Source organism: Streptosporangium sp. NPDC002524 (assembly GCF_040295985.1).
Lineage (GTDB): Bacteria > Actinomycetota > Actinomycetes > Streptosporangiales > Streptosporangiaceae > Streptosporangium.
In genome coordinates, this window is sequence record NZ_JBEOWK010000027.1 from 1 (window position 1) to 21,439 (window position 21,439).

Here is a 21,439-nt window from a genome sequence, read left to right on the forward strand (position 1 = left end):
CAAGCGGCTGGTGGTCGGCGGGCTGGAGAAGGTCTTCGAGATCAACCGCAACTTCCGCAACGAGACCCCCGGGGCCTCTCCCCGATGACGGTGACGGCGCCCATCCCGGCAACCGGGTCCGCGCCCAGGCCGGTGCCCACGTCGGTGCCGTGGCCGCCCACGTCGGTGCCGTGGCCGGTGCCCAGGCCGGTGTCCAGGTCAGTGCTGTGGCCGGTGTCCAGGTCGGTGCTGTGGCCGGTGCCGAGGTCCAGGTCCACGTCGAGGTCCGGGGCCAGTCCGAGGGCCTGCAGGAGGGTGCGGAACTTCGCGGAGGTCTCGGCCAGCTCCTCCTCGGGGACCGAGCCCGTGACGATCCCGCCACCGGCGAACAGCCGGACGCCGCCGCCGGTCACCTCCGCGCAGCGGATCGCCACCGCCCACTCGCCGTCCCCCGAGGCGTCGCACCAGCCGACCATGCCGGTGTAGAAGCCCCGGTCGAAGGGTTCGATGCCGGCGATCGCGGCGCGCGCCGCGGCGGTGGGCGTCCCGCAGACCGCGGGGGTGGGGTGCAGGGCGACCGCCAGGTCGAGCGCGGTGGTGCGCGGGTCGGCGAGCCTCCCGGTGATCCTGCTGGACAGGTGCCACATGGTGGAGGTGCAGATCAGCGACGGCTCGGCCGGGACGCTCAGCGTCCGGCAGTGCGGGGCGAGCGCGGCGGCCACGGCCTCGACCACGACCGCGTGCTCGTGCTGCTCCTTGGCCGAGCAGAGCAGCGCCGCCGCGCGGCGGCGGTCCTCGGCGCGGTCGGCGCTGCGCGCGGCGGAGCCGGCCAGCGGGTTGGCGACGACGGCGGGCCCGTCCCTGGAGACCAGCAGCTCGGGGCTGGCGCCCACCAGGGTCCGCCCGCCGGGCAGGTCGACGGCGAAGACGTGGCCGTGCGGGTCGCGGACCGCCAGGCGCCGGACCATCGCGGCGACGTCGACCGGCTCCGGCCTCGTCAGCTCCAGCGACCTGGCCAGCACCACCTTCTCCACCGCGCCGGTGCCGAGCAGCTCCAGCACGCGTCGTACGCTCTCCAGGTGCTCCGCGGGGGTGGGGACGGGGGTGATCCGCCATGGTCGGGCGCCCTGGCGGGGAGGGGGTTCGCCGGGGACGAAGGGGTCGGCCCAGCGGGCCCGTACCGGGGTGATCAGCCGGGCCGAGGCGGGGTCGTCGAACGGGATCGCGCCGAGAACCAGGTCGTGGTGCTCGCGTACGCGTTCGGCCAGCTCCCGCATGGTCCAGGCGGGCGCCACCACGTCGGCGACGCCTCCGGCGAGAAGGGTGTGCCGGGGAGAGGAGAAGATCGATGAGGAGCCCGGCCGGTACTCGCCGAGAAGTTCGGTGGCGCTGACCGCCTCGTATGCGATTGTCAAGGCTGACCTTTCGGGGGAGCTCAGGCCCTGAGCGTGGCGCCGCCGTCCACGTACAGGTCTTGCATGGTGATGTGCCGGGCGCGGTCCGAGGCCAGGAAGATCACGGCCTCGGCGACGTCCTCGGGGTCGGCCAGCCGGCCCAGCGGGATGCCCACGCGATAGGAGGAGGGGTCTCCTTCGAGCACCGCGCGGGGGTCGAACCCCGCCTGCATGGCGGTGTCGGTCGATCCGGGCGAGACCACGTTGCAGCGGATGCCGTGGCGGGCGAGCTCCAGCCCGGCGCACCGGGTGAACATCACCGCGGCGGCCTTGGACGCCGCGTACGCCGCCATGCCGACGCGCGGCACGCCCGCGGCGTTGGACGCCACGGTCACGATCGTCCCGCCGCCGCGGGGGATCATGCGGCGGGCGACGGCCCGGACGGCGTGGAAGACCCCGCCCGCGTTCACCGCGAACACCCGGGCCCAGTCGTCGGCGCCAATCTCGGTCACCGCGCCGGTGCGCAGCACGCCCGCGACGTTGACCAGGATCCCGATCGGTCCCAGCTCGTCCTCGACCTTCCCGACGACCGCGTCCACCTGCCCGGGGTCGGCGACGTCGGCCCGGTGGCGGGCCACCGGCCCTTCGCGGCCGTCCCAGGGCCCGTCTCGTACGTCGACTCCGGCCACGACCGCCCCGGCACGGGCGAGGGCTACCGCGACGGCGGCCCCGATGCCCCCGGCGGCGCCCGTGACGAGGGCCACCGTCCCGGGAAGCCCGGGATGGTCCTGCCTATCGATCACGCTCACCTCACTGATAAGTTAGGTTAGCCTTGCCTCATTTACCCTGATTGTCGAGAGTGCGGCGGTTGAGAGTCAAAGTTGATCTGCTTCCTGATGATTGGTCATCTTGACATTGGCGTCAATGGGGTAGATTTTAGGTTAGGCTTCCCTAATAAGACACTCCGCCCCAGTGGTCTCTCCGGCCACTCGTACAACGTCGTGACCAGGCACTTCGCTGAGGTGCACGCAGTTATGCCATTTTCGTCTGCCTTTTTCTCGTGCCCGGACGGGCTCCTCGCGTCCGGCGGGAAAACGGCGGCCGCCGCCCCCGGGCGCGCCGGTGGGAGACCCCGCACCGCCCGTGCGGGCGGCCGGCGCCGGGTTCGCCGTCCGACACGATCACGCTGGAGGTATCCGATGACCAACCCCTTCGACGACGAGAGCGCGTCCTTCGTGGTGCTCGCGAACGCCGAGGGCCAGCACTCGCTGTGGCCCGCGTTCGCCGACGTCCCCCCGGGTTGGGAGATCGTCCACGGTGAGGACTCCCGCGCCGGCTGCCTGGCCTACGTCGAGGGCTCCTGGACCGACATGCGTCCCAGGAGCCTCGTCGCCGAGATGGGCGGCTGATTCCCACAGGACCTTCGAGGGCCGGTACGGGAACCGTCGCCCCGGTTTTCCGTACCCGGACCCTCGGGGAGGGGCGCTCCGGCGCTCCTGCCGGTCCCTCCGGGGGGCACTCCCCGCGAGGGCCGGAACGCGGCGAAGGGCGCCACCGCGGACCGGGAGGTTACGCGGTGGCGCCCTTCGTGATGCCGGGACGGGGGCCTGGCCTGGCTGGGTCAGCTGGCCCAGTCGAGCAGCGGGCGGGTGTTGCTGGGGTGGCGGAGCTTGGAGAGCGACTCCTTCTCCAGCTGGCGGATGCGCTCGCGCGTCAGGCCGAGATACTTGCCGATCTCGTCGAGGGTGTGGGGCTTGCCGTCGACGAGGCCGAAGCGCAGGGCCATGATCTTGGCCTCCCTGGGGGAGAGGTTGCCGAGCACGCCGCGCAGCTGCTCGCCCAGCAGCTGGCGGTCGACGACCTCCGAGGCCTCGGGCGAGTCGACGTCCTCGATGAGGTCGCCGATGGTGGTCTCGCCGTCCTCGCCGATGGTGGCGTTGAGGCTGATCGGCTGGCGGCTGGTGCGCAGCAGCTCCTCGATCTGGTCGGGGGTCTTGTCGAGCTCGGCGCCCAGCTCCTCCGGCGTGGGCTCGCGGCCCAGACGCTGGTGCATGTCACGCTCGACGCGCGACAGCTTGGAGAGCATCTCCAGCACGTGCACCGGCAGCCTGATGGTGCGGGCCGAGTCGGCGAAGCCGCGCTGGATGGCCTGGCGGATCCACCACATGGCGTAGGTGGAGAACTTGTAGCCCTTGGTGTAGTCGAACTTCTCCACCGCGCGGATCAGGCCCAGGTTGCCCTCCTGGACCACGTCGAGCAGGGCCATGCCCCGGTCGGTGTACTTCTTCGCCACGGAGACGACCAGGCGGAGGTTGGCCTCCAGCATGTGGTCCTTGGCCCGGCGGCCGTCCTCGGCGATCCACTCCAGGTCGTCGCGCGCGACCGCGGACAGGCCCGGCTCGGCCTCCAGCTTGGACTCGGCGTACAGGCCGGCCTCGATGCGCTTGGCCAGCTCGACCTCCTGCGCGGCGGTGAGCAGGGTGCGGCGGCCGATCGACTTCAGGTAGGTGTGCACCGAGTCGCCCATGACGGAGGACTGGTCGTCGAGGTCGAGGGTCGGCTCGGCCTCCACCTCGGCCACCTCGGCCTCCTCCGGCGGGTTCCACTCGTCGTCGAGCTCCGCCGCGACGGCCTTGGCGTCCTTGACGTCCTTGACGTCCTTGACGTCCTTGGTGGTCGTGGCGCTCGTGGTCTTCTTCGCGGCCCTGGCGGTCTTGAGACCGCCCGCGGGCTCGGCGCCGGCCGGGGCGTCGGCCGCGGTCTCGGTCCTCGCCGTGCCCTTGCGGGCGGGCGCGGTCTTGGTGGTCTTGCGCGCCGGGGTCTTGGCGGCGGTCTTACGGGTGCTCTTGGCGCCGGACAGCGCGGGCTCGTTCTCCGCCGCCAGGCTGACGCCCGCCTCGGTGAGCTCCCGCAGGATCGACCTGCCCTCGGTGGGGCTGATCCCCGCCTCGGCGAAGGCGTGGCGCAGCTCCGCGAGGGAAAGGTGGCCCTGGACTCGCCCTCGGTCAAGGAGCTGGTCGAGGGTCGTCGGGGCCTCAGATGAGGTCGCCACGGCGGTTGGGGGCATGAGGACACCTCCTCCATCACGGAGTCTTCGGAATTTACGGTCTGCTGGTCTTGGGGTGGGGCGGTCTGGGGGCCGCTCAGCGCACCAGTACCAATAACCCCAGTCAAGAACTTTCTGTTCCCGACCCGGCCCGGAAAATATGAGGGGCGGACCGCCTTCCCGGCGATCCACCCGCGTCCGAGCGCCGGAAAAAGCCTATTCGATCACTTCTGCGGGACCCTCTGGAGCCGGGTCGGAGGACCCTTCGAGCAGGGGGCCGTCGACCATGGGCATCGGGAAGGGCTCGGCCTCCTCCAGACGGTTCTCGTTCCAGTAGCCGATGACCTTCTCGGGGTCGGGGTTGACCTCCCTGGACACCACGTAGTCCTCCGCGGGAGGGGTGGACGCGGTCGGGGAGGGCTCGTGCGAGGGCGGACCGGGCTCGTTCGGGGCGATCGGCACCGGCTCGGCCGCCGGTTTCTCCGACCTCCCGATCCCGCCCGACGCGGCGGCCGCCGTGACGGATATGCCGCCGGCGAGGACCAGGCTCACGATTCCGGCCGAGACCCATGTCTTCCGGGTGACGTTCATCGGGCTTGTCCTTCCTGCTTCGGCTCTCTGTTGGACGTGTCTCGGCACCTTCACGGTTCCCGATCACGACCATAACGGAGAGTTTCAAGATCTGGCTTGCCATTGGCCAAAAGCGGTATTTCGGGCACAACGACCAGCTCGGCGGGGGCCGCGTAGGCGGGCAGCCGCTCCTTGGCGAAGGCGCGCACCTCGGCCAGGGACGGCGGAGACGGCGAGACGACGACGGCCACCACCCGCTCGCCCCACTCGGGGTCGGGACGGCCGACCACGACGGCGTCGGCGATCGCGGGATGCTCGGCCAGCACGGCGGCCACCGCCGCGGCGACGACCTTCTCGCCCCCGGTGTTGATAACGTCGTCGGCCCGCCCCAGCACGCGCAGCCGCCCGCCCTCCAGGACGCCCAGGTCGGAGGTGAGGAACCAGCCGCCGTCGCGGACGGCCTCGGTGAGGTCGGGGCGCAGCCGGTAGCCGGAGAACAGCACGGGCCCGTCCAGGCGGATCCGGCCGTCGTCGCCGACGCCGACCCCCACCCCGTCGAGGGGCTCGCCGTCGTAGACGCACCCGCCGCAGGTCTCGCTCATGCCGTACGTGGTGACCACCCGGGCCCCGGCCGCGCGGGCCTCGGCGAGCAGGCCGGGGGGAGCGGCGGCACCACCGAGCAGGATCGTCTTGAACACCGATAAATCCGTCTGGCCCGCCTGGAGCAGGCGGCGCAGCTGGGTCGGCACCAGCGAGACGTGGTCCGCGCCGCTGGAGAGCACGGCCTCGGGGGAGAACCCGTCGTGCACGATCGGCTCGGTCCCGCCCAGCAGCGACCTCACCAGGACCTGCAGGCCCGACACGTGCGAGGGGGGCAGGCAGCACAGCCAGCGCTCGCCGGGCCCGGCGCCCAGGCGCCGCAGCGAGGCCGACGCGGAGGCGAGCAAAGCCTCGGCGGACAGCTGCGCGCCCTTGGGGACACCGGTCGAGCCGCTGGTGGCGATGACCACCGCGACCTCGGCGGGCACGCCGACACCGCCCTCGCGGGGGACCCCGTCGACGTGGGTCGGGCGCAGCGCGTCGAGCGCCGCCCGCAGCGCGGGAGCGGGCAGGGAGGGGGAGAGGGGCAGCACGGCGGGACCGCTGCCGTCGAGTGCCGCGCCGACGGCCCGGAACAGCTCCGGGCCCGGCGCCGAAACCACGGCGTGCAATTCCCTTTGCACGGAAAGCCACTCCTCATGCACAGGAATGGTCATCACAGTCGTAAGGTTAGTGCCGAAAGCCGGACAACTGCCGGGGTGGTCCCGGTAAAGCGGAGAGGGTGAAGCCAACGTGGGCACGGAGCGGGTCGACCCGGGCGTGGAGGAGCAGGTGGTGACGGAGACGGCCTCCGAGCGCGACGGCGCGGTCGACTGGAAGAGGTCCGGGCAGTACGAGGACATCATCTACGAGACCGGCGAGGGCATCGCCAAGATCACGATCAACCGCCCCGAGCGGCACAACGCGTTCCGCCCGACCACGCTCTTCGAGCTCAGGGACGCCTTCAACGCCGCCCAGGAGGACGCCGAGGTCGGCGTGATCATCTTCACCGGCGCGGGCGACCGGGCCTTCTGCTCCGGGGGCGACCAGAAGATCCGCGGCGACGACGGCTACGTCGACAAGTCCACCCCGCACGTCGGCCGCCTCAACGTGCTCGACCTCCAGGTCCAGATCCGCCGCTGTCCCAAGCCGGTCATCGCGATGATCGCCGGTTACGCCATCGGCGGCGGCCACGTGCTGCACGTGTGCTGCGACCTGTCCATCGCCGCCGACAACGCGGTCTTCGGCCAGACCGGCCCCAAGGTCGGCTCCTTCGACGGCGGCTACGGCTCCTGGCTGCTGGCCGAGACCGTCGGCCTGAAGCGGGCCCGCGAAATCTGGTACCTCTGCCGCCAGTACGACGCGCAGAAGGCCCTCGACTGGGGCCTGGTCAACGCGGTCGTGCCGCTCGCCGATCTTGAGACCGAAACGGTCAAATGGGCCAGGGAGATGCTGGACAAGTCGCCGCTGGCCCTGCGCATGCTCAAGGGCGCGCTGAACGCGGTGACCGACGGCGCCGCGGGGATGCAGCAGTTCGCCGGTGACGCCACCCTGCTCTACTACATGAGCGAGGAGGCGCAGGAGGGCCGCAACGCGTTCAAGGAGAAGCGCGCCCCCGACTTCGGCAGGTTCCCGCGCCGCCCCTAGGGGCGGTCCAGAGGCATCGGCCCATGACAGGCCGCCGTTCCCAGGAGCGTCCCAGGAGCGGCGGGAAGACAGGTCGCCGTCCTCGGGGACGGCCGAAGGCAGGTCGTCGTTCCCGGGAGCGGCGAGGACGGATCGCCGCCCCCAGGGGCGGCCCGAGACAGGTTCCGGCGCGGCGGCGGGCGGTGCGGGCGCGTTCCCCGGCCGCTCCCCGGGGCGGCGGGGACCCGGACGGATTCGGTCCCGGCGCGCGCCGTCCCGCGTAGGCGAGGTCGCTTCCGCGCGCCTCGAGACGGACTCACCCCCGGGTGCTGAGATAAGGAGGCGGTGCGGTGAATCCCGCGACCGCGCTCGCGACGGTGCTGGTCGACGAGCTGGCCCGCTGCGGTCTCACGGACGTGGTGCTCGCACCCGGTTCGCGCTCGGCGCCGCTCGCCCTGGCCGTGCACGCCGACAGCCGCATCCGCCTGCACGTGCGGGTGGACGAGCGCTCGGCCTCCTACCTGGCGGTGGGCCTGGCCCGCCGCAGCGAGCGTCCGGTCGTCCTGATCTGCACCTCCGGCACCGCGGCGGCCAACTTCCACCCGGCCGTCGTCGAGGCGCACGAGTCGGGGGTGCCGCTGCTGGTGCTCACCGCCGACCGCCCGCCCGAGCTGCGCGACACCGGCGCCAGCCAGACCGTCGACCAGGTCAAGCTGTACGGCACGTCCGTCCGCTGGTTCAGCGAGGTCGGCGTGCCCGAGGACCGCCCCGGCCAGGTCGCCTACTGGCGCTCGACGGCCTGCCGCGCCTACCAGCGCGCGATGGGCCCGTACGACCCCGGCCCCGTCCACCTCAACGTGGCCTTCCGCGAGCCGCTGATCCCGGACGGCGACCCGTCCTGGTGCGAGTCCCTGGAGGGCGACGCCGGGGGCCCGTGGGTCCGCGCCAGGGTGTCCTCCCCGCCGGTGGCGCTGCACCTGCCGCCGACCAGGCGGGGCGTGCTGGTCGTCGGCGACGGCGCGACCAACACGCGCAGATACGTGGCGGCGGCGGGCATGGCCGGGTGGCCGGTCCTGTCGGAGCCCAACGGCGGCGCCCGCTACGGCGACCACGCGATGTCGGCCTACCACTTCCTGCTGGGCACCCCGGAGTTCGCCGACCGGCACCGCCCCGACGTCGTGGTCACCCTGGGCCGCCCCGGCCTGTCCCGGCCGCTGCTCAACTGGCTGAGGCACGCGGGCGAGCACATCGTGGTCGCCCCCGACCTGACCCGCTGGCCCGACCCGACCCGCTCGGCCACCCAGGTGGCCCAGGTGGTGGAGATCCCGGTCGCCGCGGGCGACGACGCGTGGCTGCACTCCTGGCGCCGCGCGGAGACGGCGGCGAGGAACGCGATCGACGAGGTGCTCGACGCGGAGGGGCTCAGCGAGCCGCGCCTGGCCCGCGACCTGGCGGAGGCGCTGCCCAACGGGTCGCTGCTGTTCTCCGGCTCCTCCATGCCGATCCGCGACCTCGACCAGGCGATGCGTCCCCGGCGGGGTCTGCGGATCATGGCCAACCGGGGGGCGGCGGGGATAGACGGGGTGGTGTCGTCCGCGATGGGCGCCGCCCTCGCCCACAACGGCCCCTCCTACGCCCTGATGGGCGACCTGACCTTCCTGCACGACCAGAACGGGTTGCTCCTCGGCTCCCGCGAGCCGCGCCCCGACCTGTGCCTGGTCGTGGTGAACAACGACGGCGGCGGGATCTTCTCGCTGCTTCCCCAGGCCGCGCTGCGCGACCCCTTCGAGCGGGTCTTCGGCACCTCGCACGGGGTGGACCTGGGCTACGTGGCCGCCGCCACCGGCACTCCGTACACCTTCGTGGACGAGCCGGGGCAGCTGGTCAAGGCGTTGCGCGGCGACGGGCTGCGCGTCGTCGAGGTGCGCACCGACCGGGAGTCCAACGCGAGGCTGCACGCGGTGATGCGCGACGCCGCCCACGCCGCCGTCCGCGCGGTCACGTGACGTCGCGGCGGAGTGTCAGCGCGCGGGCGGCGAGCACGGCCGCCGCGACGTAGCCCGCGAACAGCAGTCCTCCGGCCCAGACGGGCAGCAGCTCGCCGCCCAGGGGCATGCCGCTCAGCGCGCGGGCCGCCCCGGTCGGCAGCCACCTGCCCAGGTCGGGCAGGAAGCTCACGAGCAGGTAGTCGGCGTACATGAACCAGGCCAGGGCCACCGCCACCGCCGCGACCTGGTTGCGGATCAGGGCGCCCAGGCCCACCCCGAGCAGGGCGTACAGGGCGACCGCGAGCGCCGAGCCGAGCAGGACCGCGGGCACCCGGGGGGTCCAGGCCGGGTACCCGGCCAGGCCGAGCATGACCAGGCCCGCCACCAGCGTGACCAGCGCCGAGGCCGCGGCGATCAGCAGGCCGACGATCCCGTACGCGGCCAGCTTCGCCCTCACCACCCGGTCCCTCCTGGGGGTGACCAGGAACTGCCAGGTGATCGTCTGGTGCCGGTTCTCCCCGGCCATGCCGAGCACGCCGAGCACCAGGGTGAAGACGTAGGCCTGCTGGGTCATGCTGTAGACGTTCTCGATCCGCGCGTCGAGCGGCATCCCGCCGCCCTGTCCCATCAGGAGGACCATCAGCCCCGCCCAGGCCACGCACAGCGGGGGCGCGAGGGCGGCCAGGACCCAGGTGGTACGGCTCGCGCGCGCCTTGAGCAGCTCGGCGCGGATCAGGCCGGTCACGCGGTCACCTCCATGTAGAGCTCCTCCAGGTCGGTCTCCGGGCTGAGCGGTCCCTGCCAGGCGAGGCGCCCCGCCCGTACGACGATCGCGTGGTCGGCGATCTGCTGGATCTCGGCGAGCACGTGCGTGGAGACCAGGACCGTGCGCCCCTGGTGGGTGTAGGCCCGCAGGAAGCCCCGCAGCCAGCGCATGCCCTCCGGGTCCAGGCCGTTGGCGGGCTCGTCGAGGACGAGGATCTCCGGGTCCCCCAGCAGGGCGGAGGCCAGGGCGAGCCGCTGGCGCATGCCCAGGGAGAAGCCGCCCACCCTGCGGCCGGCCGAGGCGGTGAGGTCGACCTGTTCCAGCACGTGCTCCACGCGCTCGGGATCCAGCCCGGCGGCGAGGCGGAGCGCCTCCAGGTGGGTGCGGGCGCTCAGGCCCGGGTGGAAGGCCGTGGCCTCCAGTACCGCGCCGACCGTGGAGACCGGGTGCTCCAGGTCGCGGTAGGGGCCGCCGCCGACGGTCGCGGTGCCCTCGGTGGGCGTGACCAGGCCGAGGATCATGCGCAGGGTGGTGGTCTTGCCCGCCCCGTTGGGGCCGATGAAGGCCGTGAGTGTTCCCCGTTCCACCGTGAACGACAGGTCGTCGACGGCTCGTACCCCGCCGAACGACTTGCCGAGGTGGGTGACGCTGATTGCTGACATGCCTCGACGATGGCTCCCGGGCGGGTGGGGAAGCACGGTCCCGGGGGTGGAACCCGCGACGTCCACCCGGGGGGAGGGCGTGGCGGCCGGGGTGGAGACGATCTCCACCCCGGGGCCCATGGCCCGCCGCCGGGGGCACGGATAACTTGTGGTCGTGACGTTCCTCCGCCGCCCCTGGGTGCGCCGGCTCCTCGCCGTCGCGCTGGCGGTGTACCTGCTCTCCAGCCCGGTGCTCGTCGTGGTCGAGACGGGCTGGCCGGGCGCGCTCACGGTGCTTCCCCTCGCCGCCGCCGCCTTCGGCTGCTGCGTGTGGGCGCTGCTGGGCCGGGACACGCGGCGCAACGCCTGGCTGCTCGCGGCCGCCCTGGCCGGAGGGCTCGCCCTGCACGTGATCAGTCGCTACAGCGGCATGGGGTTCCTGTACTTCGTCGTCTTCGCCACGCCGTTCAGGACCCGTTTCTGGACGGCGGTGATCCTGGTCACGGCCGACATGGCGGGAACGACGGCCCTGTCCTTCCTGCTCGGGCTGCGGGGCTGGGAACTGCTGGGCAACCTCTTCGGCCTCACCTACGTCGCCGTCGTCATCTTCCTGATGCGGCACGTGAGGACGACCAGGGAGCACGCCGCGGCGCTCGCCGAGGCGCGGGCGGGCGAGGCGGTGCTGGCCGAGCGGGCGCGGCTGGCCAGGGAGGTCCACGACATCCTGGCGCACTCGCAGTCCGCGCAGATCGTCCACCTGGAGGGCGCGCGGCTGCTGCTGGAGCGGGGCGAGGACCCGGCGGCGGCCCTCGACCGGGTCAACCGCGCCGTGCGGCTGGCGCGCGCGGGGCTGGAGGAGACCCGCCGGGCGCTCGACGTGCTGCGCGGGCAGGAGCTTCCGCTGGCCGAGCGGCTGGAGCGGCTGGCGGTGGAGTTCCGGTCGGTGACCGGCTCGTCCTGCGCGGTCTCGGTCACGGGGGACCTCGGCTCGCTGGAGGCGGGGGCCAGGCTGGCGGTGGCCAGGACCGCGCAGGAGGCACTGACGAACGTACGCAAGCACGCGCCGGGCGCCGCGGTGTCGGTGGCGCTGCGCCGCACCGGCGCGTGGTGCGAGCTGGAGGTACGCGACACGGGCGGCCCGGCGGGGGCGCCGGCGCCGCAGGGAGGGGGATACGGGCTGGTGGGGATGCGCGAGCGGGCCGAGCTGATCGGCGGTTCGCTGGCCGCGCGGCCGGGCGTGGAGGGCTTCGAGGTCCTGCTGCGGGTCCCGGCGTGAGCCGCCCGCGATGTCGTTCCGCCACGGGGGCGGGAACGGCACCGGGGTGCGGGTGCGGGTCCGGGGGGTCCGAGGGGGTTTCTTGGGGTTTCGGGGTTCAGGGGACTCCGGGAGACTTCAAGGGGCTCCGGAGGACTGCGAGGGATCGCGAAGGACTGGGGGCTCCGGGGCTTCGAGGGGCGGGGACTCCGGGGGACTTCGGGGGACTCCAGGGGACTTCGGGGGACCGTGAGGGACGTCAGGGGACTTCGAGGGACTTGGAAGTACTGCGAGGGATTTTCGGAGGACTCCAAGGGCTTTCGGGGGACTTCAAGGGAACGCGAGGGACTTCGGGGGACCTCGGAGGACTTCGAGGGACGAGGAGGGCCGGTGTGACCGTGCGGGTGCTGGTGGCCGACGACCAGACGGTGGTGCGCGAGGGGCTGGTGCTGCTGCTGGGGCTGCTGCCCGGGGTCGAGGTCGTGGGGGCCGCGGCCGACGGGCGGGAGGCGGTCGGGCTCGCCGGTTCGCTCAGGCCCGACGTGGTCCTGATGGACCTGCGGATGCCCCGCATGGACGGGGTGGAGGCGACCCGCAGGATCAGGGCGGCCAACCCGGAGATCCACGTGGTGGTCCTGACGACGTACTCCGACGACGAGTCGGTCTTCGCCGCGCTGGGCGCGGGGGCGCGGGGCTATCTGACCAAGGACACCGACGCGGAGTCCCTGGCCTCGGCCATCGCCACCGTGGTCGGGGGCGAGGCCCAGTTCGACCCGGCCGTCCAGCGGCGGCTGGCCGAGGCGGTGGCCGGGAGCCGCCGCGCGCCGGACCTGCCGGACGGGCTGACCCGCAGGGAGAGCGAGGTGCTGGGGCTGATAGCGGCGGGCCGCTCGAACGCGGAGATCGCCGGGGAGCTGTTCATCTCCGAGGCGACGGTCAAGACGCACATCAACAACCTCTTCGCCAAGGCGGGGCTGCGCGACCGGGCTCAGGCGGTGACCTACGCCTTCCGGCACGGCCTGGTCCCCGACTGACCGGACTCGGGGCACCGGCCGGTCTCGGCACGCCTCGGTCCTCGACTGACCCGGATGGGACACCGACGCTGGAGGTAACCGGAACGGTCGATTTCGGCATGGTCTGGTCCCCCGACCGACTTGGTCCGGGACATCGGCCCGGGGATGGAGGGAACGGCCGGTTCCGGCATGGCCCGGCTCTCGGCTGACCTGGCTCGGGACACCGGCACCGGGGATGGCCGGAAGGGTCGGCTCCGGCATGCTCTGATCCCCGAGCGGCCAGGCCCGGGGGCCGGTGCCGGGGAGGGCGGGGACGGTCGATGACTGTCAGGTCTGGGGATGTGGGGAGGCCGTCACGGGGTCAGGCTGGATCGCGTACGGATTCACCTCGCGGGTGCCCGTCGAAGGGAAGTGCCATGCGACCTGACGTCAGTTTGACCGGACACGAGACGGTGGCGGGTTTCGGCGACTACGCCGAGGCCCAGCGTGCCGTGGACCGGTTGTCGGACCAGAAGTTCCCGGTCGAGCACACGATGATCGTCGGGGTCGGTCTCCGGCTCGTCGAGCAGGTGCTCGGGCGGCTGACCTATCTGCGCGCCGCGGGGATGGGCGCGGCGACCGGAGCCTGGTTCGGACTGCTGATCGGCCTGTTCTTCGCGATCTTCACTCCCGGGCGGTTCCCCTTCGTGCTGGTCCTGTGGGGCCTGATCTGGGGTGCCATCGCCGGAGCGATCTTCGGACTGGTCGGCCACGCGCTCACCGGGGGCAAGCGCGACTTCCTCTCGTCGAGCGCGATCGTCGCCGACCGTTACGAGGTGCTGGTCGCGGCCCCGCACGCCGCCGAGGCGCGCAGACTGCTCGACGTGGGCACGTCCCAGCAGATGCATCAGCAGATCTGACCGGCGTCCGCCCGCCGCCCCCGGCCCTCGGGCCGGAGCCCGCACGGACGGGGGCGCGGGGCGCGGGCGACGCCGTCCGCGTCACCGTCCTGTGCTTGGACGGCCGGTCGCCCGGTTGCTCGGCCGCCTGGCCGCGGGGACGCTCGGCCGGGCGGCCGGATCCGCCGGGTCCTGGTTCGCGTCGGCCACGGTCGTCATCGGGTCCTGGTCTTCATCGGCCCAGATCCTTGTCGGCTCAGGTCTTCGTCGGTCCGGGTCTTCGCCGGTTCCGGCTTCTCGCCGGGCCCGGCCCGCATCGAGCTCGATCTTCGACCGGGACCGGTCCTCGCCGGGGCCCGGCGGGGCGCGGAACCACCGGGCCCGGGGACGCCGGGATGTCGTGGGCGGGGCGGCGGTGCCGTCCGGCGAGCGCCGGTGCCACAGCGCAACCGGTGCCACAGCGCAGCCGGTGCCACAGCGCATAGGAGGGCAACATGCCTAAAGCAGTCGGAATCGACCTGGGTACCACCAACTCGGTGATCGCCACGATGGAGGGCGACAAGCCCACGGTGATCCCCAACGCCGAGGGAGCGCGGACGACGCCCTCGGTCGTGGCGTTCACCGACAACGGTGAGCGACTGGTCGGGCAACTGGCCCGCCGCCAGGCGATCCTCAACCCCAAGGGAACGATCTACTCGGCCAAGCGCTTCATCGGCCGCCGCCACGACGAGGTCGCCAGCGAGCTGACCGCCGTGTCGTTCGACGTCGTCCCCGGCCCCGACGGAGCCGTCCGCTTCAAGATCAATGAGAAGCTGTACGCGCCCGAGGAGATCGCCGCGGCCGTCCTGCGCAAGCTCGTGGACGACGCCTCGAAGTTCCTTGGGGAGAAGGTCACCGAGGCGGTCATCACCGTGCCCGCGTACTTCAACGACTCCCAGCGCCAGGCCACCAAGGACGCCGGGAAGATCGCCGGTCTGGAAGTCCTGCGGATCATCAACGAGCCGACCGCGGCGGCCCTCGCCTACGGCCTCGACCGCCAGGAGAGCGAGACCGTGCTCGTCTTCGACCTGGGCGGCGGCACCTTCGACGTCAGCGTCCTCGCCATCGGGGACGGCGTCGTGGAGGTACGGGCGACCGCGGGCGACTCCCACCTGGGCGGCGACGACTTCGACCGGCGCGTGGTCGACTACCTCGCCGACGAGTTCCAGCGGGACAACGGCATCGACCTGCGCCAGGACCCGCAGGCCCTGCAGCGGCTGTTCGAGGCCGCGGAGAAGGCCAAGGTCGAGCTGTCGGCGGTCACCCAGACGCAGATCAGCCTGCCCTTCATCACCGCGGACGCCTCGGGCCCCAAGCACCTGAACACCACGCTCAGGCGCTCGACCTTCGAGGAGATCACCGCCGACCTGCTCGAACGGTGCCAGGGGCCCGTCCGGCAGGCCATGGCCGACGCCAAGCTCACCGCCGACGACATCGACGAGGTGATCCTGGTGGGCGGCTCGACCCGGATGCCCGCCGTGCAGAACCTGGTACGCCGCATGACCGGCGGCAAGGAACCGAACATGACGGTCAACCCGGACGAGGTCGTGGCGCTGGGCGCCGCGGTCCAGGCGGCCGTCATCAAGGGCGAGCTGAAGGACGTCGTACTGCTCGACGTGACCCCGCTCTCCCTCGGCATCGAGACGCTCGGCGGGGTGATGACGAAGGTCATCGAGCGGAACACCACCATCCCGGCCCGCCGTTCCGAGACGTTCAGCACCGCCGAGGACAACCAGAGCGCCGTGGACGTCGTCGTGCTGCAGGGCGAGCGCGAGCGCGCCGCCGACAACCGCCCCCTGGGCCGGTTCCGGCTGGAGAACATCCGCCCGGCGCCCAGGGGCGTGCCGCAGGTCGACGTGACGTTCGACGTCGACGCCAACGGGATCCTCAACGTCTCGGCCAAGGACAAGGACACCGGCGCCGAGCAGCGCATCACGATCAGTGAAAGCTCGAACCTGGACATGAGCGAGGTCGAGCGGATGGTCGCCGACTCCGAACGGCACCGCGAGGAGGACCAGCGGATGCGGCAGGTGGTGGACGCCCGCAACGAGCTCGACAGCGCCGCCTACCAGGTGGAGCACCGCCTGGCGGAGCTGGGCGACGCGGTCCCCGTCCACGAGAGGGCGCGGGCCGACATGCTGTCGCACGACGCCCGTGACGCGATCAAGCAGGAGGCCCCGCTCGACCGGGTCCGCTCGCTCACCGCCGAGCTCCAGCAGGTCTACCACAGCCTCGGCACGGCCGGTTCCGGCGCCCAGGGTGCGGGGGGCGGCCCGGGAGCCGCGGGCGGTGCGGGGGCCGCGGGGGCGTCCGGTTCGCCGGGCGGCCGGGACGACGACGTCATCGACGCGGAGTTCACGACCGATGAGTGAGACACCCGGACGTGGCCGCCCCGCCCCGCGCCGTGCCGGGGAGCCGCGCGGCGGGTACGACCCGCCCGGCCGGGAGCCGCGGGACCGGAGGCCGTACGACCCGGAGCGCGGCCGGGACCCTGGTCAGGATCACGACCGGGGGCGTCACCGGGAGGATGGCCCGGGGCGGGATGCCGGCCGGGAGGCGCGGGCCCACGAGCGGCCTTCCGATCAGCCCTCTGACCGGCCTTCCGAGCCGTCCCCCGAGCGGTTCTCCGACCAGCCTTCCGGCCGTCGCGGGAACGGGGAGCCTCAGGGCTCCCCGGGGTCCGAGACCCGGCGCGATGGGCAGGGGACGAGTGACCAGGGGGCGGACGTCCAGGAGGGGCAGGCGGGCGTCCCGGGTGCCCAGGGTGCTCAGGGCACCTCAGACGCTTCAAACACCTCGGACGCCTTGGACACCCCGGACGGACTTCAGAGGCGCGTTCTGGAGCTGCAGGCTCTGGTGACCGACCTCCAGGACCGCTGGCGGCGCGCTCTCGCCGACCTCGACAACCTGCGTAAGCGCGTCAGCAGGGACGCCGAGCGGACCCGGTCGGACGAGCGGGCGCGGGCCGCCGGGGAATGGCTGCCTGTACTGGACAACCTGGATCGCGCGCTGGAGCACGCTGAGACCGATCCCGGCTCCATCGTCGACGGGATGCGGGCGATCCGCGACCAGGCGCAGGAGGTGCTGTCCCGCCTCGGCTACGCGCGCCGCGACGACACCGGGGCCGTGTTCGACCCGGCCAGGCACGAGGCGGTGGGCGTGCTCGCGCGGGAGGGCGTTCCCGACGGCACGGTCCTGCAGGTGCTGCGCCCCGGCTACGGGGACGGCGAACAGCAGCTGCGGCCCGCGCTGGTCGTGGTGGCCAAGGGGGCATGATGCCCCCCGACCGGGACTTCTACGAGATCCTCGGCGTACGGCGGGGGGCGAGCCAGGAGGACATCCAGCGCGCCTACCGCAAGCTGGCGCGGGCCAACCACCCCGACGTCAACAAGGACCCGTCCGCCGAGGACCGCTTCAAGGAGGTCTCCGAGGCCTACAGCGTGCTGTCCGATCCCGAGACCCGGCGCCGCTACGACGCGTTCGGGCCGGAGTTCCGCCAGGTGCCCGACGACGTGGACCCGGAGACGTGGGCGCGTTCCAGGAAACGCGGGGCGGGCGCCGGACAGGGCGGGGCCGGTGCCCGGGGCGGGGGCGGTGCCCGGGGCGGGGGCGCGGGCTTCGGCGGCTTCCAGGAGGGGGTCGACCTCGACGACCTCTTCGAGGGGCTGTTCTCCGGCAGGAGGGGCCGGTCCGGCGCGAGCTGGGGGCCGATCCCCGGCGCCGACCAGGAGGCGGAGATCGTCCTGACCGTCGAGGAGGCGTACCGGGGCGGGCCTCGTTCCATCACCGTCGGTTCGCGCGGGCTGCGGGTCGACATCCCGCCGGGCGTCACCGACGGGCAGCGCGTCAGGCTGGCCGGGCAGGGCGGCCGGGGCGGCGACGGGGCGGCCCCGGGCGATCTCTACCTGATCGTCAGGATCGCCCCGCACCCCCGCTACCGGATCGAGGGACGCGACCTCCACGTCCTGCTCCCGGTCACCCCGTGGGAGGCGGCGCTCGGCGCCTCCGTCGTGGTCGACACCCCCGCGGGCGAGGCCAAGGTCAAGGTGCCGCCGGGAACGTCCAGCGGCAGGCGGCTGCGGCTGCGCGGCCGGGGGATGCCCAGCCGTGGCGACAAGCCCGGTGACCTGTACGCCGAGGTGCGGATCATGGTCCCGGACCGGCTGGCGGAGGAGGAACGGGAGCTGTTCGAGCAGCTCGCCGCTGTCTCCGCGTTCGACCCGAGGAGGCGGCGATGACCCACTCGTTCCCGGAGCGCGGGACGCCCCGCCCGGACCCGCGCCCCGGCCGCTCGCGGGGGGACAGGGCGGGCAGATCGGACGCGGCGGACACGGCGGACACGGCCGGTGGAGAGCGCGCCAGGCCCGTCCCGGACAGCGCCAGGCCCGTCCCGGACAGCGCCAGGCCCGTTCCGGACAGCGCCAGGCCCGTCTCGGACAAGGGCGCGGCCTCCCAGCCACGGGAGGGGCGGCGGGAGGCCCGGCAAGAGATCCGGCAAGAGGTCCGGGGAAAGGCCCGGCGAGGGACGCAAGAAGAGGCCCGAAGAGAGGCACAGCCGGAGACGGTCAGGACCTATCAGCTGGCCAGGCCCGAGCGGCTGGATCTGGAGACGTTCGCCAGGGCGACGGGGACCCACCCCGAGCTGGTGCGGCGCCTCGTCGTGCTGGGCGTGCTCGACGCCTGGACCGACGCCGCCGGGCACCTGTGGCTCCCGCCCTCCCAGCTGCTCGTCATGGCGCGGATCCGGCGGCTGCGGGCCGGGTTCTCGATCAACTACGCGGCGATCGGCCTCGTACTGGACCTGCTGGACCGCATCGCCGACCTGGAGGCCGCCCAGCGCGGTCGTCCCCGAACCATCGGAGGCTCGCCGTGGACATGAACCGGCTGACGCAGAAGTCGCAGGAGGCGCTGCACGACGCGCAGACCAAGGCCCTGCGGTTCGGGCACACCGAGGTGGACGGCGAGCACCTGCTGCTGGCGTTGCTCGACCAGCCAGAGGGGCTGACACCCCGCCTGCTCTCGTACGCGAACGTCGACACCGACCGGCTCAGGGCCGAGCTGGAGGCGGAGCTGGGCCGCCGCCCCCGGGTGAGCGGCCCCGGCGCCTCGCCCGGCCAGGTATACGTGACGCAGCGGCTCTCGCGCCTGCTGGAGACGGCCAAGCGGGAGGCCGACCGGCTGAAGGACGAGTACGTGTCGGTGGAGCACCTGCTCGTCGCCCTGGTCGAGGAGGGCAGCTCGGCCTCCGCCGGGCGGCTGCTGCACGAGCAGGGGCTCACCAGGGACGGCTTCCTCAAGGCGCTCACCGCGATCCGCGGCAACCAGCGGGTGACGTCCGCGATGCCCGAGGTGGCGTACGAGGCGCTGGAGAAGTACGGGCGCGACCTGGTGGCGGACGCCGTGTCGGGCAAGCTCGACCCGGTCGTCGGGCGCGACGCCGAGATCCGCCGCGTCGTCCAGATCCTGTCCCGCAAGACCAAGAACAACCCGGTCCTCGTCGGCGACCCCGGCGTGGGCAAGACCGCCATCGTGGAGGGACTCGCCCTGCGGATCAGCCACGGGGACGTGCCCGAGGGGCTCAAGGGCAAGACGGTCTTCAGCCTCGACATGGGCTCGCTGGTGGCCGGGGCCAAGTACCGGGGCGAGTTCGAGGAGCGGCTCAAGGCGGTGCTCAACGAGGTCAAGGCCGCCGAGGGGCGGATCCTGCTCTTCGTCGACGAGATGCACACCGTGGTGGGCGCCGGGGCCGCCGAGGGCGCGATGGACGCGGGCAACATGCTCAAGCCCATGCTCGCCCGGGGCGAGCTGCACATGATCGGGGCGACGACGCTCGTCGAGTACCGCAAGCACGTCGAGAAGGACGCCGCCCTGGAGCGCCGGTTCCAGCCGGTGATGGTCGACGAGCCGTCGGTCGAGGACGCCGTGTCCATCCTGCGCGGCCTGCGCGAGCGCCTGGAGATCTTCCACGGGGTGAAGATCCAGGACAGCGCGCTGGTGGCGGCCGTCGTGCTGAGCCACCGCTACATCTCCGACCGCTTCCTGCCGGACAAGGCCATCGACCTGGTCGACGAGGCGTGCGCGATGCTCCGTACGGAGATCGACTCGATGCCCGCCGAGCTCGACGAGCTCACCCGCAGGGTGATGCGCCTGGAGATCGAGGAGGCCGCGCTCGCCAAGGAGGAGGACTCCGCGAGCGGGGCCAGGCTGGAGGAGCTGCGCAGGGAGCTCGCCGACCTGCACGCCGAGGCCGACGCCATGCGGGCGCAGTGGGAGGCCGAGCGGCACGCCCTGCGCGCCGTCCAGGCCCTGCGCGCGGAGATGGAGCAGGTACGCGCGGAGGCCGAGCGGGCCGAGCGCGACTACGACCTCAACCGCGCCGCGGAGCTGCGGCACGGCAGGCTGCCCGAGCTGCTGCGGCGGCTGGAGTCGGAGGAGGAACGGCTGTCGGCCAAGCAGGGGACGTCGCGCCTGCTGCGCGAGGTCGTCACCGACGAGGAGATCTCGATGATCGTCTCCCGGTGGACGGGCATCCCGGTGAGCCGGTTGCGCGAGGGCGAGCGGGAGAAGCTCCTGCGGCTCGACCAGATCCTGCACGAGCGGGTGATCGGCCAGGACGAGGCGGTGCGGCTGGTGGCCGACGCCGTCATCCGGGCCCGCTCCGGCATCAAGGACCCGCGCCGCCCGATCGGGTCGTTCATCTTCCTGGGGCCCACGGGCGTCGGCAAGACGGAGCTGGCCAAGGCGCTCGCTGAGGCGCTCTTCGACACCGAGGACAACATGATCCGCATCGACATGAGCGAGTACCAGGAGCGGCACACGGTGAGCCGCCTCGTCGGCGCGCCCCCCGGCTACGTCGGGTACGAGGAGGGCGGCCAGCTGACCGAGGCCGTGCGGCGCAAGCCGTACTCCGTGGTGCTCTTCGACGAGGTGGAGAAGGCGCACGCCGACGTCTTCAACACGCTGCTGCAGGTGCTCGACGACGGGCGGCTCACCGACGCGCAGGGCAGGACCGTCGACTTCCGCAACACCGTCCTGATCATGACCTCCAACCTCGGGTCCGTGTACCTCCTCGACGGCGTCACGCCGGACGGGGAGATCGAGCCCGAGGCGCAGCAGCGGGTGATGGCCGAGCTGCGCTCGCACTTCCGTCCCGAGTTCCTCAACCGCGTCGACGACGTCGTGGTCTTCAAGCCGCTCACCCCCGAGGAGATCGAGCGCATCGTCGGCCTGATGTTCGTCGAGCTGCGGACCCGCCTGGAGCGGCGGGGCATCCGGCTGGAGGTCACCGAGGCGGCGCTGCGGCACATCGCCGAGCGGGGCTACGACCCCGTGTACGGCGCGCGCCCGCTGCGCCGGTTCATCGCCAGGGAGGTCGAGACGCGCATCGGCCGCGCGCTCCTGTCGGGGGAGGCGGACGAGGGTGCCGTGGTCCGGGTGGACCTCGCCGGGGACGAGCTCGACGTCACCTATGGGTGAGCCGTCTACCGGGGGAGCCGGTCCATCGTCGGCCCGCCTGGCGGGGGCTGTGCCTCAGCGGCTACGGGTACAGGGAGAGCCGGTCCACCGTCGTCCCGCCCGACGGGGGGCCGTGCCTCAGCGGACGAGTTCGCCGTCACCTACAGATACGGGGAGAGCCGGTCCACCGTCGTCCCGCCTGACGGGGGT

At 72.8% G+C, this 21,439-nt stretch carries 18 protein-coding genes; 11 read left to right on the forward strand and 7 right to left on the reverse strand.

Annotated elements, in window-relative coordinates; translation table 11 throughout:
* Positions 1–41: 41 nt before the first annotated feature.
* Together ABT053_RS34770 and ABT053_RS34775 are read right to left on the reverse strand one after the other, a co-directional pair.
* Entirely contained in the window at positions 42–1,394 is a 1,353-nt protein-coding gene (locus ABT053_RS34770; RefSeq protein WP_350975006.1) for an isochorismate synthase, read from the reverse strand.
* A 20-nt stretch (positions 1,395–1,414) separates the two neighbouring features.
* Positions 1,415–2,176: a 2,3-dihydro-2,3-dihydroxybenzoate dehydrogenase gene (locus tag ABT053_RS34775; RefSeq protein ID WP_350975007.1), complete on the reverse strand. Its 762-nt coding sequence runs from the start codon at positions 2,174–2,176 to the stop codon at positions 1,415–1,417.
* 396 nt (positions 2,177–2,572) lie between these two features.
* Here ABT053_RS34775 and ABT053_RS34780 point away from each other — a divergent pair, with 396 nt between their 5' ends.
* A complete protein-coding gene (locus ABT053_RS34780) occupies positions 2,573–2,782 on the forward strand; it encodes an MbtH family protein (RefSeq protein ID WP_350975008.1) in 210 nt (69 codons plus the stop codon).
* 212 nt (positions 2,783–2,994) lie between these two features.
* Here ABT053_RS34780 and ABT053_RS34785 read toward each other — a convergent pair whose 3' ends face one another.
* The 3 genes from ABT053_RS34785 to ABT053_RS34795 all read right to left on the reverse strand — a co-directional run bounded on the left by ABT053_RS34785 (position 2,995) and on the right by ABT053_RS34795 (position 6,212).
* On the reverse strand, positions 2,995–4,440 hold the full coding sequence (locus ABT053_RS34785; protein ID WP_350975010.1) for an RNA polymerase sigma factor: 1,446 nt from the start codon (positions 4,438–4,440) through the stop codon (positions 2,995–2,997).
* Positions 4,441–4,635: 195 nt separating this feature from the next.
* The gene (locus ABT053_RS34790; RefSeq protein ID WP_350975011.1) at positions 4,636–5,010 is read right to left on the reverse strand and encodes a hypothetical protein; all 375 of its coding nucleotides are present in this window, start codon (positions 5,008–5,010) and stop codon (positions 4,636–4,638) included.
* A gap of 50 nt (positions 5,011–5,060) precedes the next feature.
* Complete coding sequence (locus ABT053_RS34795; protein ID WP_350975013.1) at positions 5,061–6,212, reverse strand: AMP-binding protein; 1,152 nt, start codon at positions 6,210–6,212, stop codon at positions 5,061–5,063.
* 151 nt (positions 6,213–6,363) lie between these two features.
* Here ABT053_RS34795 and menB point away from each other — a divergent pair, with 151 nt between their 5' ends.
* Both menB and menD read left to right on the forward strand, forming a co-directional pair.
* Positions 6,364–7,215 carry a 1,4-dihydroxy-2-naphthoyl-CoA synthase gene (gene menB, locus ABT053_RS34800; protein WP_350975188.1) on the forward strand — a complete coding sequence of 284 codons (852 nt, stop codon included), beginning with the start codon at positions 6,364–6,366 and terminating at the stop codon, positions 7,213–7,215.
* A 329-nt stretch (positions 7,216–7,544) separates the two neighbouring features.
* The gene (gene menD, locus ABT053_RS34805) at positions 7,545–9,200 is read left to right on the forward strand and encodes a 2-succinyl-5-enolpyruvyl-6-hydroxy-3-cyclohexene-1-carboxylic-acid synthase (protein ID WP_350975014.1); all 1,656 of its coding nucleotides are present in this window, start codon (positions 7,545–7,547) and stop codon (positions 9,198–9,200) included.
* Here the strand turns inward: menD and ABT053_RS34810 are convergent.
* The gene (locus tag ABT053_RS34810; RefSeq protein WP_350975016.1) at positions 9,193–9,927 is read right to left on the reverse strand and encodes an ABC transporter permease; all 735 of its coding nucleotides are present in this window, start codon (positions 9,925–9,927) and stop codon (positions 9,193–9,195) included. The two genes, menD and ABT053_RS34810, sit on opposite strands and share 8 nt — an antisense overlap.
* Positions 9,924–10,610, reverse strand: coding sequence for an ABC transporter ATP-binding protein (locus tag ABT053_RS34815; RefSeq protein ID WP_350975018.1), 687 nt, complete (start codon positions 10,608–10,610; stop codon positions 9,924–9,926). Before ABT053_RS34815 ends, ABT053_RS34810 begins: the two co-directional genes overlap by 4 nt.
* A 154-nt stretch (positions 10,611–10,764) precedes the next feature.
* Between ABT053_RS34815 and ABT053_RS34820 the strand changes: the two genes are divergently transcribed.
* The 8 genes from ABT053_RS34820 to clpB all read left to right on the forward strand — a co-directional run bounded on the left by ABT053_RS34820 (position 10,765) and on the right by clpB (position 21,250).
* A complete protein-coding gene (locus tag ABT053_RS34820; RefSeq protein WP_350975020.1) occupies positions 10,765–11,865 on the forward strand; it encodes a sensor histidine kinase in 1,101 nt (366 codons plus the stop codon).
* A 371-nt stretch (positions 11,866–12,236) separates the two neighbouring features.
* Positions 12,237–12,878 carry a response regulator gene (locus ABT053_RS34825; RefSeq protein ID WP_350975021.1) on the forward strand — a complete coding sequence of 214 codons (642 nt, stop codon included), beginning with the start codon at positions 12,237–12,239 and terminating at the stop codon, positions 12,876–12,878.
* Between the two features lie 395 nt (positions 12,879–13,273).
* Positions 13,274–13,756, forward strand: a complete 483-nt coding sequence (locus ABT053_RS34830) for a YflT domain-containing protein (protein WP_350975023.1) — start codon at positions 13,274–13,276, stop codon at positions 13,754–13,756.
* A 473-nt stretch (positions 13,757–14,229) separates the two neighbouring features.
* Complete coding sequence (gene dnaK / locus ABT053_RS34835) at positions 14,230–16,146, forward strand: molecular chaperone DnaK (protein WP_350975024.1); 1,917 nt, start codon at positions 14,230–14,232, stop codon at positions 16,144–16,146.
* A 433-nt stretch (positions 16,147–16,579) separates the two neighbouring features.
* The gene (locus tag ABT053_RS43525; protein WP_502991941.1) at positions 16,580–17,050 is read left to right on the forward strand and encodes a nucleotide exchange factor GrpE; all 471 of its coding nucleotides are present in this window, start codon (positions 16,580–16,582) and stop codon (positions 17,048–17,050) included.
* Entirely contained in the window at positions 17,050–18,012 is a 963-nt protein-coding gene (locus tag ABT053_RS34845; protein ID WP_350975027.1) for a DnaJ C-terminal domain-containing protein, read from the forward strand. Before ABT053_RS43525 ends, ABT053_RS34845 begins: the two co-directional genes overlap by 1 nt.
* Positions 18,009–18,653 carry a chaperone modulator CbpM gene (locus ABT053_RS34850; RefSeq protein ID WP_350975030.1) on the forward strand — a complete coding sequence of 215 codons (645 nt, stop codon included), beginning with the start codon at positions 18,009–18,011 and terminating at the stop codon, positions 18,651–18,653. The genes ABT053_RS34845 and ABT053_RS34850 overlap by 4 nt, the downstream gene beginning before the upstream one ends.
* Entirely contained in the window at positions 18,650–21,250 is a 2,601-nt protein-coding gene (clpB, locus tag ABT053_RS34855) for an ATP-dependent chaperone ClpB (RefSeq protein ID WP_350975033.1), read from the forward strand. Before ABT053_RS34850 ends, clpB begins: the two co-directional genes overlap by 4 nt.
* The last annotated feature ends 189 nt before the right edge of the window (positions 21,251–21,439 follow it).